At 68.2% G+C, this 12,661-nt stretch carries 10 protein-coding genes; 5 read left to right on the forward strand and 5 right to left on the reverse strand.

Going from position 1 to position 12,661, the window contains the following annotated elements:
- Positions 1-78 precede the first annotated feature (78 nt).
- A complete protein-coding gene (locus BR39_RS0112385) occupies positions 79-1,734 on the reverse strand; it encodes a M28 family metallopeptidase (RefSeq protein WP_029912036.1) in 1,656 nt (551 codons plus the stop codon).
- Between the two features lie 154 nt (positions 1,735-1,888).
- Positions 1,889-2,866, reverse strand: a complete 978-nt coding sequence (locus BR39_RS0112390) for a threonine/serine dehydratase (RefSeq protein ID WP_029912037.1) — start codon at positions 2,864-2,866, stop codon at positions 1,889-1,891.
- 98 nt (positions 2,867-2,964) lie between these two features.
- Between BR39_RS0112390 and BR39_RS0112395 the strand changes: the two genes are divergently transcribed.
- From BR39_RS0112395 to BR39_RS0112410, 4 genes are all read left to right on the forward strand, one after another.
- Positions 2,965-3,573, forward strand: a complete 609-nt coding sequence (locus tag BR39_RS0112395; RefSeq protein ID WP_029912038.1) for an acyloxyacyl hydrolase — start codon at positions 2,965-2,967, stop codon at positions 3,571-3,573.
- 120 nt (positions 3,574-3,693) lie between these two features.
- Positions 3,694-4,980, forward strand: coding sequence for an adenylosuccinate synthase (locus BR39_RS0112400; protein ID WP_029912039.1), 1,287 nt, complete (start codon positions 3,694-3,696; stop codon positions 4,978-4,980).
- Between the two features lie 215 nt (positions 4,981-5,195).
- Positions 5,196-6,320, forward strand: coding sequence for a hypothetical protein (locus BR39_RS0112405; RefSeq protein WP_029912040.1), 1,125 nt, complete (start codon positions 5,196-5,198; stop codon positions 6,318-6,320).
- Between the two features lie 96 nt (positions 6,321-6,416).
- Positions 6,417-7,214, forward strand: coding sequence for a response regulator transcription factor (locus BR39_RS0112410; RefSeq protein ID WP_029912043.1), 798 nt, complete (start codon positions 6,417-6,419; stop codon positions 7,212-7,214).
- An 82-nt stretch (positions 7,215-7,296) separates the two neighbouring features.
- On the opposite strand, the gene BR39_RS0112415 is transcribed toward BR39_RS0112410, so the two are convergent.
- The gene (locus BR39_RS0112415) at positions 7,297-9,594 is read right to left on the reverse strand and encodes a TonB-dependent siderophore receptor (protein ID WP_051695567.1); all 2,298 of its coding nucleotides are present in this window, start codon (positions 9,592-9,594) and stop codon (positions 7,297-7,299) included.
- Positions 9,595-9,802: 208 nt separating this feature from the next.
- On the opposite strand from BR39_RS0112415, the gene BR39_RS0112420 reads away from it, so the two are divergent.
- A complete protein-coding gene (locus BR39_RS0112420; RefSeq protein ID WP_156035747.1) occupies positions 9,803-10,807 on the forward strand; it encodes a phytase in 1,005 nt (334 codons plus the stop codon).
- Here the strand turns inward: BR39_RS0112420 and BR39_RS0112425 are convergent.
- On the reverse strand, positions 10,804-11,517 hold the full coding sequence (locus tag BR39_RS0112425) for an alpha/beta fold hydrolase (RefSeq protein ID WP_029912050.1): 714 nt from the start codon (positions 11,515-11,517) through the stop codon (positions 10,804-10,806). The genes BR39_RS0112420 and BR39_RS0112425 overlap by 4 nt on opposite strands.
- 60 nt (positions 11,518-11,577) lie before the next feature.
- On the reverse strand, positions 11,578-12,465 hold the full coding sequence (gene rpoH / locus BR39_RS0112430; RefSeq protein WP_029912055.1) for an RNA polymerase sigma factor RpoH: 888 nt from the start codon (positions 12,463-12,465) through the stop codon (positions 11,578-11,580).
- Positions 12,466-12,661: the final 196 nt, after the last annotated feature.

The raw sequence follows: 12,661 nt of genomic DNA on the forward strand, positions 1-12,661 counted from the left end.
ACTGGGCGAATGCGGTGCGGCCGCCCCTGGGTCCCGGACAAGCGCTCCGCCCTTTCCGGGATGACAACGGTAGGATGGTTACTTCCGGTCGGCCTTGGTCGTGTCGCGCAGCGCCTTGAACTCGGACCCCGCCTGCCATTCCGGCCAGGTCTTGGAATTGGCCAGGTCCGCGCCGACCTCGTAGAACAGGCCGATGTCCTGGGCCTGGCCGCTGAGGTCCCAGTCCGCCGACCATTCGTCGGCCGGCTGGTGGTAGCGGTTGGCGGTGTAGTCCTCTTCCGCCTTCTGGCCGGCTTCCTTGCCGCCCTGGACCAGGTCCTCGCCCGAGCCGACCGAGATGGCCGGCACGCCGCGCTTGGCGAACGGGAAGTGGTCCGAGCGGTAGAAGTGGCCGGCCTGGGGCGACGGGTCGGGCGTGAAGTAGCGGCCGTGGGCCTTGGCCTTGGCCACCAGCAGGTCCTGCAGGTCGACCTTGCCGTCGCCCGAGGTGGTGATGTCCTTGGCCGGACCGGCCGCCGAGAGGGCGTCGATGTTCAGGTCGGCCACGGTCTTGGACAGCGGGTACAGCGGGTTGGCCGCGTAGTACTCCGAGCCCAGCAGGCCGCGCTCCTCGGCGGTGACGGCCAGGAACAGGATCGAGCGCTGCGGGGCCGGCTGGCTCTTGAAGGCGCGGGCCAGCTCCAGGATGGCGGCGATCCCGTCGGCGTTGTCGATCGCGCCGTTGTAGATCTTGTCGCCCTTGGCGTCCGGCTGGCCGACGCCCAGGTGGTCCCAGTGGGCGCTGTAGATGATGGTCTCGTCGGGACGGGCCGAGCCCTTGATCCGGCCGGCGACGTTCTTGGACGTGATCACCGCGTGGTCGACCGCGTAGCTGGCCGAGAAGGTCGCGCCCTTCAGCTCCACCGGCTTGAAGTCGCGGCCCTGGGCCTGCTTCTTCAGGGCGTCGAAGTCGAGGCCCGCGGCCTTGAACAGGTCGACGGCCACGTCGCGCTGGATCCAGGACTCGAGCGGCGGGTGGCTCTTGGTCGGGTCCTTGCGGACGATGTCGAACATCGTGTTGGTGTTGGAGTTCTTGACCGTGGCCCAGCCGTACGAGGCGGGGGCGCTTTCGTGGACGATCAGCACGCCGGCCGCGCCCTGGCGGGCGGCCTCCTCGAACTTGTAGGTCCAGCGGCCGTAATAGGTCATGGCCTTGCCGCCGAAGTCGCCGGAACCCGTTTCGAAGTCGGGATCGTTGATCAGCACCACCAGGACCTTGCCCTTCAGGTCCAGGCCCTTGAAGTCGTCCCAGTTGCGCTCGGGCGCCTTGACCCCGTAGCCGACGAAGACGATCGGGGCGTCCTTGAGGGCGACGCTGTCGACATTGGTCATGGCCGCGCGGATGGCGATCTGCTCGCCCTGGGCCAGGGGGATGGCCTTGCCGCCGACGGTGAACTGGGCGCTGACCGGACCCTTGATGTCGAACTTGGCCAGGGGCACGTCCTGGGTCCAGGCGCGGGCGCCGTCCTTGCCGACGTCGCCGGCCGGCTCCAGGCCGATGGCCTTCATCTCGCCCACGATGTAGTCGACCGACTTGGTCTCGCCCGCCGTGGCCGGGCCGCGGCCCTCGAATTCGTCGGACGACAGCACCTTGATGTGGGCCGACAGCTTGGCGGGGTCGATCTTCGGCGCATCCGCCGCGTGCGCGAGCATGGGAACGGCGATCAGGGCGGTCGCGAGCAGCAGGCGTTTCATCGGGTCTCTCTTTTGGAGCAGATCTTGGTCGTTGGCGCGGACCCTAGCCTTAGCTGCGGCGAACGGGAAGCTCCGACGGGGACATGCACTTGTGCGTGTCCCCAGGTCTCGCGCCGCATCTGTTGGGGACATGCGCGAGCGCATGTCTCCGGCCCTAGATCTCGCCGTTCAGCACCCGCGCGTACAGCGCCGGATCGACGTTGCCGCCAGAGCAGACGATGGCCGCCGTCTGGCCCTTCAGGTCGATCTTGCCGGTCAGGGCCGCGGTCAGGGCCACGCAGCCGCCTGGCTCGACCACCAGCTTCAGCACCGAGAAGGCGTAGCGCATGGCCTCGGCGACCTCGGCGTCGGTGACCGCCACGATCCCGCTGAGGGTCCTGCTGTTGATCGCCCAGGTCAGCTCGCCCGGGATCGGGGTCAGCAGGGCGTCGCAGAAGGAGCGGGCGTCGGGGTCGATGGTCTCGCGTTCGCCGCTTTCCAGCGAGCGGCGGGTCTCGTCGAAGCCGGCGGGCTCGGCGCCCCAGACCTGGGTGGAGGGCGACAGGGCCTTCACGGCCGTGGAGACGCCGCCGATCAGGCCGCCGCCGCCGACGGGGCTGAGCACCTTGTCCAGCGTCAGGCCCAGGGCCCGGGCCTGCTCGACGATCTCCAGCCCCGCCGTGCCCTGGCCGGCGATGATGTGCGGATCGTCGTAGGACGGCACCACCACGCAGCCGCGCTCGGCGGCGATCAGGTCGGCGATGGCGACGCGATCCTCGGTGAAGCGGTCGTAGAAGCGGATCTCGGCCCCGAAGCCGCGCGTGCCCTCGACCTTCACGGCCGGCGAGTCGGACGGCATGACGATCAGGGCCGGGCAGCCCAGCAGCTGGGCCGCCAGGGCCACGCCCTGGGCGTGGTTGCCCGACGAGAAGGCCACCACCCCGCGCCTGCGTTCCGCGTCGGTCAGCTGGGACAGCCGGTTGTAGGCGCCGCGGAACTTGAAGGCCCCGGCCCGCTGCAGGGTCTCGGGCTTGATCAGGACCCGCCCGCCCAGGCGTTCGTTCAGCGCCGGGCTCTCGATCAGGGGCGTGCGGACGGCCTGGCCTTCGAGGCGGGCGGCGGCGGCTTGGATGTCGGACAGGGCGATGCTCATGCAGGAACCTCTATCGCTCCCCAAGCGCCGCCGAAACCCTTTGCGAGCGGCGCCGTTCAGGAGGTAAGAGGACACTCGAAATCGCTGGGGAGCCTTCCGTGAAGAAAGCCTTGTTCGCCGCCGCGGCCTGCGTCGCCGTGGCCGTCGCCGCGCCCGCCTTCGCCGGGGAAGTCTTCGTCGGCGCCTATAAGCACGACGTCACCTTCGTGGGGAACGCCGTCGGCCTGGGCGCCGCGGGCCGCGAGGACGGCGTCGACATCCACCTGGGCTACCGCACCGACAAGATCGAGAGCCTGCGCTTCCTGGGCAAGCCGCAGGTCCACGCGATGATCTCGATCAACAGCGAGAACACCTCCAACTTCGTGGCCGCCGGCTTCGACTGGCATATCGAGCTGGGCAAGCCGGGCGGCTTCTACCTGCGTCCGGGCATGGGCCTGGCCTATACCGACGGCGAGACCGGCCTGCCGCCGGTCAACGAGCCCGGCCTGACCCAGGCCGAGATCGACCGCCGCCTGAAGCTCTACAACACCCGCATCGACTTCGGGTCGAAGGTGCTGTTCGAGCCGGAACTGGCCCTGGGCTATCAGTTCAACGACCGCTGGTCCGGCGAACTCAGCTACGTCCACCTGTCGAACGGTCAGATCTTCCACCAGGGCAAGAACCAGGGGCTTGACGACGCCGGGGTCCGGCTGGTCTACAAGTTCTGAACCGGGCGGCCCGCTTTTCAGCCGGGCCGTCACGCCGATCACAAGAGATGAAACGTCCGCCGCCGAGTCCTGTCGAAGGGCCGCGGGCGCCTTTCGGCAGGTGATAAGGCATATCTGAACATGGCCAACGTGACCGTTGTCGGCGCCCAGTGGGGCGACGAGGGCAAGGGCAAGATCGTCGACTGGCTGTCGAACCGGGCGGACGTCGTCGTCCGCTTCCAGGGCGGCCACAACGCCGGCCACACCCTGGTGGTCGACGGCAAGGTCTACAAGCTGGCGCTGCTGCCGTCGGGCGTGGTGCAGGGCAAGACCTCGGTCATCGGCAACGGCGTGGTGGTCGATCCCTGGCACCTGCTGACCGAGATCGGCAAGATCGTCGACCAGGGCGTGGACATCACGCCCGACCTGCTGGTCCTGGCCGACAACGCCTGCCTGATCCTGCCGCTGCACCGCGACCTGGACCAGGCGCGCGAGGCCGCCTCGACCCAGAAGATCGGCACCACCGGCCGCGGCATCGGTCCGGCCTATGAGGACAAGGTCGGCCGCCGCGCCATCCGCGTCGCCGACCTGGCCGACCCCGAAGCCCTGAAGCCGAAGATCGAGCGCCTGCTCAGCCACCACGGCGCCCTGCGCCGGGGCCTGGGCCTGCCCGAGGCCGACGGCCAGGCGCTGTTCGACCAGCTGATGGAGATCGCGCCGAAGATCCTGGCCTACGCCCAGCCGGCCTGGCGCCTGCTGGACCAGGCCCACAAGGCCGGCAAGCGCATCCTGTTCGAGGGCGCGCAAGGCGCCCTGCTGGACGTCGACCACGGCACCTATCCGTTCGTCACCTCGTCCAACACCGTCGCCGGCCAGGCCGCCGCCGGTTCGGGCATGGGCCCCAAGGGGCCGGGCTACGTGCTGGGCATCGTCAAGGCCTACACCACGCGGGTGGGCGAAGGTCCGTTCGCCTGCGAGCTGGACGACGAGGTCGGCAAGCACCTGTCGACCGTGGGCCGCGAGGTCGGCGTCAACACCGGCCGTCCGCGTCGCTGCGGCTGGTTCGACGCGGTGCTGGTGCGCCAATCTGTCGCCATCAACGGCATCGACGGCATCGCCCTGACCAAGCTGGACGTGCTGGACGGCCTGAAGACCCTGAAGATCTGCGTCGGCTACAAGATCGGCGACAAGGTCGTCGACTACCTGCCGGCCGGCATGCGCGACCAGGCCGCGGCCGTGCCGATCTACGAGGAGATGGAAGGCTGGAGCGAAAGCACCGCCGGCGCCCGCTCGTTCAAGGACCTCAACGCCAACGCCATCAAGTACGTGCGCCGCGTCGAGGAACTGATCGGCGCCCCGGTGGCCCTGCTGTCGACCAGCCCCGAGCGGGACGACACCATCCTGATGCGCGATCCGTTCCAAGGCTGACCGCCCCGCTTTTTCGACGGTCCAGTTACGATTGCTTAGCAGGCCAGGCCTTATGACGGCGGCTTCCACAGCGCGTGGCAGCCGAAAGTGTGAGCGGTTTCGGCGCCGGCCACGCGCTGCACTTTTGATTTAGAGCCTTTAGACGCCTCACATTATCCATGTGAGGCTAAAGGCTCTAAGGAGGTTCGCCGTCGTTGGCCGTCGCGCGTCGTTTAATGAAGTCCGCCAACAAGGCGGATCGGCTGACGCGCAGCCTGCGTGCGCTTGACCGCGAGGCGTCGACCAGCCGCGTCCTGAACCTGCTGGCCATCGAGAGCCGCAGCGGCCACCGGCCGGAACACGCCGAAGCGCCGCTGTTCCGCAACCGCACCCTCAACACCGCCCTGGTGGTCAAGCACCGCCTGCGGACCGACGACATCTTCCTGTTCGACGAAGTCCGGCCGAACGCCACCAAGATCATCATCCCGTTCGAGCGCAGCGACCTGGGCCTGGGCGGCCAGTCGTTCTTCGTGGGCCAGCGCGGCTGGGTGGACCTGCTGCGCGAGGCCTGCAACGAGCACACCGACATGGCGCGCGACGTCGCGACCCTGCGCTTGATCGACAAGCTCCCCTCGCTGGACCCGTTCCTGCTGCGCGAGCACCTGCGCCGCCACGGCCTGTCGGTGTCGTCGGCCTATTTCTCGCTCTCCAGCGCCGACATGGAGCAGATGCACAGCTTCGTGTCGGTGCAGATCTCGCACCTGATCAACCTGGCCTACCGCGACACCGGCCGGGTCACGCCGGGCGCCCACGCCGCCCGCCTGGTCGAGGCCCTGCTGTCGACCCATGTCGACGAGCGGCTGGAGCCGCTGCGCGAAACCCTGGTCATGGACGGCGAGAGCTTCAAGGAAGGCGTCTTCAGCTGGAAGGGCTTCCTCTACTACAAGTGGATGCTGACCCGGCTGTGGACCGAGCTGGAGACGGTGAGCGGGGAGATCGCCCGCCTGACCATCACCGGCAACCGCGACGCCGAGACCCAGCGTTTCCTCGACGACGTCCGCAAGCGTCTGCGCCAGGGCATACTGGCCGAGCGCAAGGCGATCATGCGGGCGCTGGACGTCTACGACCGGGCCTTCGACGACCTGATCGACAACGGCAAGCCCAACGCGTTCCGCGAATTCCTGCTGCGCGCGCCGGACATGTTCCTGTCGCTGGGCGAGAAGGTCGGGGCGATCGCCCACATCGCCAGCTTCTGGCGATATCGCTTCCCGGCCGGCATGCCCCTGGTCGCCGACATCGACGACGCGATCGATTTGCTGCAAGATTTCGACGCCAGTCTCAGCGTCAGCCTGGCGGCCTAGCCGGGGACGTTCTGTCGCAATAGGCGGCTATCAAGCGGATTTTTACCATCGACCGCCTAGTGTGCGGTCGAAATACCTTTGGAGCTTCCGGGACTCGTGTTCGACGGCAACATCCGCACCTTGCAGCGTATCGCGGCGAAGATGCAGCGCGTGCTGATCGTCGACCCGAACACCGCCGCCGTGCGCCTGCTCGCCGACCAGCTGCGTCACGTGGGCCACATCCAGATCTTCCACGCGGCCAGCATCGAGGCCGGTTGGGGCATGGCCCGCACCGTCGACCCCATGCTGATCTTCGTCGAGCACGCCTCCAGCGGCTGCGACGGCCTGGCCCTGGCCAAGAAGATCCGCCGCAGCGATCTGGCCTGCCGCGAGAACCCGATCATCATGTGCACCGCCGAGGCGACGGCCGAGGCGATCTTCGGGGCCCGCGACGCGGGCATCCACGAGTTCATGCGCAAGCCCTTCACGATCAAGGACCTGGAGCGCCGGCTCGAGGCGGTGGCGCTGAAGCCCCGCGACTGGGTCGAGGCCGTGCAGTACGTCGGACCCGACCGCCGCCGCTTCAACTCGGCCGAATACACCGGGCCGCGCAAGCGCAAGGCCGACGCCAGCGGCACGCCCGCGGCGCGCCTGTCCCAGGCCCTGCGCATCGTCAAGTCGGCCGCCTCGGCCCTGGACACCGATCCGGCCCAGGCCCGCCGCGCCCTGGCCGCCCAGGCGGTCGAGCTGAAGAAGGTCGGGGAAGCGGTCAAGGACGACCGCCTCGTCCAGGCCGCCGCCGCCCTGGAGACCGTCACGGCGGGCGGCATGGGCCGGGCCGAGCTGCTCAAGCGCATCGACGGCCTGATGGGCTTCCTGGTCGAGGACGACAAGGGCGGCCGCGGCGCGGCCTGACGTCTTAGACGAAGCCGGATCGACACGAAAAAGGGCGGCGTCCGAGGACGCCGCCCTTCGTCGTTCCGGATCAGGCCGCCGCCTAGAAGGCCAGGCGGGCGATCAGCTGGAACACCGGACCGGCGTTCTCGCGCTCGATCTCGTACTCGTCGAAATTCCGGTCCTTCTGGTCCTCGATGGTGGTGAACTTGTTGAAGGTCTCCTTCTTCTCGCCGTCCAGCAGGTTGGAGGCGGTCAGGCGGATCGTCAGGTCCTTGCCGATGCGCTTTTCGAGGAAGATCTCCAGGTCGCCGTCATAGGTGGTGGTCACTTCCTCGCCCACGACGCGGCTGTAGGCCTCGCCCTGCTTGCGGTAGGTGGCCCCGAACGCCGCGCCCCAGGTCGGCAGGTCCTGGATGAAGCCGATGTTGAACACGTAGTCCGACTGGCTGTTGAACTTGCGCGAGCCGAACTCGTCGTTCACGTCGCTGTCCAGCCAGGAGTAGTTCAGGAAGACGCCGGTGTTCTTCAGGCCGATCGCCGTCAGCGGCGTCGACAGGTCGAACTCCACGCCCCAGACCTTGCCGTCGCCGGTGTTGCGGGCCGAGTAGACGAAGGTGCCGGGACCCTCGTCGCCTTCCGCGCCGGTGTTGGTGAGCTCGATCAGGTCCTTGACCTTGCGGTAGAAGACATTGACCCCGACCACGCCCTGCTTGCCCATCCGGCGCTCGTAGCCGGCGTCCAGGCCCCAGGCGCTTTCCGGCTTCAGTTCCGGATTGCCGATGAAGTCGTTGTCGCCCAACTCGGCGGTCAGCAGGGCCGGCGACAGGTAGTCGAAGCTGGGGCGGCGGATGGTGCGGGCGCCCGACACGTAGATCTGGTCGTCGGCGGTCACGTTGTAGCGGATCGAGGCGGACGGCAGCAGGAACTTGTAGTCGACGTCCGTGGTGGACGGGACCGTGCGGTCCTGCAGGGTGACGTCGGTGGTCTCGTAGCGCAGGCCCGCTTCCCACTTCAGGGCGCCCGATTTGCCGTCCAGCATCACGTAGGGGTCGATCCGGGTCTGCTCGAACGAGGCGTCGCCGCCGTCGATCACCGCATAAGGGCCGAAGGCCGGAGGATTGTTGGTCGGCAGGTTGTAGCGGTTGCGCGGGACCTCGGTGACCAGCAGGTCGCGCTGCTTCTTCTCGTACTGGACGCCGAACTGCAGGGTCACGCCCTCGGAGAGGTCGCGCTTGTGCTCGAGCTTGGCGGAGAACTCGGTGTCCTCCAGGTCGGTCTTGGACTTGTCGCGGGTGATGCGGTCGCCGTCCGGATAGGGGGTGGCGTCGCGCAGGTACTCGGTCTCGTCCTCGAACTCGGCTTCCTTGTCCTTGAACGAGGCGTAGCCCAGCTTCAGGCTGGTCGTGCCGCCGGCCATCTCGTGGCTGTACTTGCCGTTGATCGCGTAGCTGTCCTGCTCGATGTCGACGTCGTTGTCGTTCAGGGTCGAGAGGTTGGCGTTGTTGCGGATGTCCTTGTTGTACTCGATCGAGTCTTCGTTCTGGTACCGGTCGGTGTGGACGAAGAAGCCGCTCAGGTCGAAGTCGCCGCCGGCCAGGGGCGTCTGGTAGCTGGCGTTGAACGAGTAGTCGGTGCCGTTGCGCACGTCCGTCTGGACTTCGCTGTTGTTGATCGCCGCGCCCGGCTCGTCGTAGCGCAGGCTGAGCTTGTTCTTCGGGTTGCGGCGGCCCTGCATGTTGGCGCCGATCAGCAGGCGGCCGGGGCCGACCTGGCCGCCCCAAACGCCGCCGAGGGTCTCGCGGATGCGGCCGTCGTCGAACATCAGGGCGCCGGCGCGCACGAAGCCGCCGTCCAGGGCGTAGGCGTCGCGCAGCACGATGTTCAGCGCGCCGGCCACGGCGTCGCCGCTGCGGTTGGCCGAGGCGCTGCGGACGATCTCGATCCGCTCGATCAGCTCGGCCGGGATGCGGTCGACGAAGAAGGCCGAGTCGGCGCCCGAGCCGAACGCGCCCGAACCGGAGCCGGCGCCGGGCACCTTCTCGCCGTTGATCAGGATCTGGGTGTAGGCCGGGTCGAGGCCGCGCAGGCGCACGCCGTCCGACTCCAGGACGTCCGACAGGAAGGCGACGCTGGGCACGCGCTTCAGCGCGTCGCCGGCGGTCAGGGGCTCGAAGCGCTGGAAGTAGTCCAGGCCGTAGTCGAGGACCGGAGGGGCCTGGTCGGTGCGGTTGCGATAAGCGATCTGGGCCTGCACGACCAGTTCCGAAGCGGTGGTCGGCGCATCGGCGGCGGTGGCGATCGGCGCGTCGGCGTCGGCTCCAGCGGCCCAGGCGGCGATCGGCGCGGCGGCCAGGACCAGCGGCGCGAGCGCGGCCAGGGCGAACAGCTTGGTCTTCATACGTGATTTCCCCCATCGTCGGCGAGCTCCTGTTGACGGAGCCGGTCGCACGTGATTTCACGCGGCGGGGCATAAATTCGCCATCATCTTGGGGCCAGTGATGTTTAGCCGACAGTTTTGTTTCAATTTTGCGACAGCGCTGGGAATTTCTCTCCTTCTGACGGGTTGCAAGCCCGCCGACCCGGAGGCGAAGTCGGACTCCGGCAAGATGCTGGTGGGGGTGGGGACGCCCGTTCCGGCGGCCGGCGAGACCCAATCCGTGGCCACCCAGCGCGCCGACGCGGCCGACGATCCGGAGATCTGGGTCGATCCGCGCGATCCCTCGCGGGGGGTCATCTTCGGCACCGACAAGCAGGCTGGTCTGTACACGTACGACCTGACCGGCGCGGTCACCGGCTTCATCCCCGACGGCAAGCTCAACAATGTCGACCTGCGTGGCGGATTGGCCACGGCGAAGGGTGAGCGCGTGCTGATCGCGGCCAGCGACCGCGGACGAATCGGCGCGGCGCTCTACCTGATGGATCCCGCCACCCTGAAGGTCGAGCCCTGGGGCCTGGCGCCGCTCGACCTGGCCGAGCCGTACGGCCTGTGCATGGGCCGGCGGGGCGACAGCTTCATCGTCATCGTCGACGGCACGGACGGCCAGGTGCGGCAGCTCCGCGTCGCCGTGGGTCCCGACGGCAAGCCGGCGGCCACCGAGGAGCAGCGCTTCGCGGTCGGCAGCCAGACCGAGGGCTGCGTCGTCGATGACGCCAAGGGCGTGCTCTATATCGGCGAGGAGGCCAAGGGGATCTGGCGCTACGACCTGGACCCCGCCAAGCACGCCGCCCGCACCCTGGTGGCCGCGGCGCCGTCCGACATGCTCAAGCCGGACGTCGAGGGCCTGACCCTGCTGCGCGAGGGCGCCAAGACCTGGCTGATCGCCTCCAGCCAGGGCGACAGCGCCTTCGGCGTGTGGCGCGTGGACGGCGCGCAGCCGATCTATGCCGGCCGCTTCTCGGTGGTGGCCGCCAAGGGCGTCGACGGGGTGACCGGCACGGACGGCGTGGCGGCGATGGGCGGCGTGGTCGGAGCCTACCCCGAGGGCCTGGTGGTCATGCAGGACGATGTCGACGTCGAGGGCGAGGCGCCGTCGACCGACCGCGAGCGGCAGAACTTCAAGCTGGTGGACTGGCGGGCGGTGAAGGCGGCGCTGAAGCTGGAGCGGTTCTAGCGCGCCAGCCAGCGGCGCAGGGCGGCGTTGACGGCCTCGGGGGCCTCCATCGGCGTCATGTGTCCGGCGTCGGGGATGATCACCATGTGCGTGCAGCCGATGGCGTGGGCCATCTCGTGCTGGCCGGCCAGCGGGGTGATCGCGTCGTGTTCGCCGCAGATGATGACGACCGGGCAGCGCAGGGCCCGCAGCGCCGCTTCGCCGTCCTCGCGGGGCAGGGCGTTCTGGCGCAGGAAGACGTCGCGGCCCAGCCGCTGGGTCATGGCCTGGATCCGGCCGGTCAGGTCCTTGTCCGAAAGGCGCGAGGGATCGACATAGGCCGCCATCAACCGGTCGGCGATGCCCAGGAAGGCGCCGGGACGGCGGGCTGCGGCGTTGGTCGCCTGGCGCTGGGCGGCCCGCTCGGGCGTGTCGACGCGGATTGCGGTGTCGATCAGGGCCAGGCGCTCGATGCGCTCGGGCGCGATCCGGGCGATCTCCTGGGCCACGTAGCCGCCCATCGAGAAGCCGGCCAGGGCGAAGGTCGGCTCGGCGATCGCCAGGACCTGCTCGGCCAGCTCGCGCAGGCTCTCGCCGCGCGTCAGGTCGGCGACCCGGCAGCGGGCCGCGTCGGCCAGGCCGGAGATCTGGTCGCGCCACAGCGCCGCGTCGTTCAGCAGGCCGGGCAGCAGGATCAGCTGGGGAAGGGCCAAGGCGGCGGTATCCGTCATTGAAAAACGCCCCGGACCTTTCGATCCGGGGCGCTCCAGTCTTGGAAAGGTCTAAGGCTTTTAGGCCTCGACCATGTTCTTGGCGATGGCGGCTTCGCGCATCGACTTCTGCAGCTTCTCGAACGCGCGGACCTCGATCTGGCGGACCCGTTCGCGGCTGACGCCGTATTGCGAGGCCAGGTCTTCCAGGGTGGTCGGGTCGTCCTTCAGGCGGCGCTCGGTGAGGATGTGCCGCTCGCGGTCGGTTAACTCGACCATCGCCTCTTCCAGAAGCGACATTCGCAGCGATTTCTCCTCGTTCTCGGCGACGACGGTCTCTTGCGACACCTGGTCGTCGTCGGCCAGCCAGTCCTGCCACTCGCTTTCGCCGTCGGCGCGCAGCGGCGCGTTCAGCGAGGCGTCGGGGCCCGACAGGCGGCGGTTCATCGAGATGACTTCGCTGTCCAGCACGCCCAGCTTGGTGGCGATGGCGCTGACCTGCTCGGGGCGCAGATCGCCGTCCTCGAAGGCGCTGATCTGGCTCTTGGCCTTGCGCAGGTTGAAGAACAGCTTCTTCTGCGCGGCGGTCGTTCCCATCTTCACCAGCGACCACGAGCGCAGGATGTACTCCTGGATCGAGGCGCGGATCCACCACATGGCGTAGGTGGCCAGGCGGAAGCCCTTGTCGGGCTCGAACTTCTTGACGGCCTGCATCAGGCCCACGTTGCCCTCGGAGATCACCTCGCCGATCGGCAGGCCGTAGCCGCGATAGCCCATGGCGATCTTGGCGACGAGACGCAGGTGGCTGGTGACCATCTTGTGGGCGGCTTCGCTGTCCTGATGCTCTTTCCAGCGTTGGGCGAGCATGAACTCCTCGTCCTTGGCCAGCATCGGGAACTTGCGGATTTCGGTGAGGTAACGCGACAGGCCGCCGTCCGGCGACATCACCGATAGAGAATTCACGGCCATGGAAAACTATCCCCTTGGTGCGGATCCGCCCGTCGTTTCGCGCGCCATCACCCCCACCAGAATGGGTCAGATAGGGAGGCGTTGCGGCGAAGTTAAGGGCGGTAACAGATTTGTAATGTCCGACACCCGGACTCGGGTATTGGCGCTACGGAAGTGAGAATGAACGTTCATTCTCACTTTTACAAGCGCAAAATGC

This window comes from Caulobacter sp. UNC358MFTsu5.1 (genome assembly GCF_000712075.1).
GTDB lineage: Bacteria > Pseudomonadota > Alphaproteobacteria > Caulobacterales > Caulobacteraceae > Caulobacter.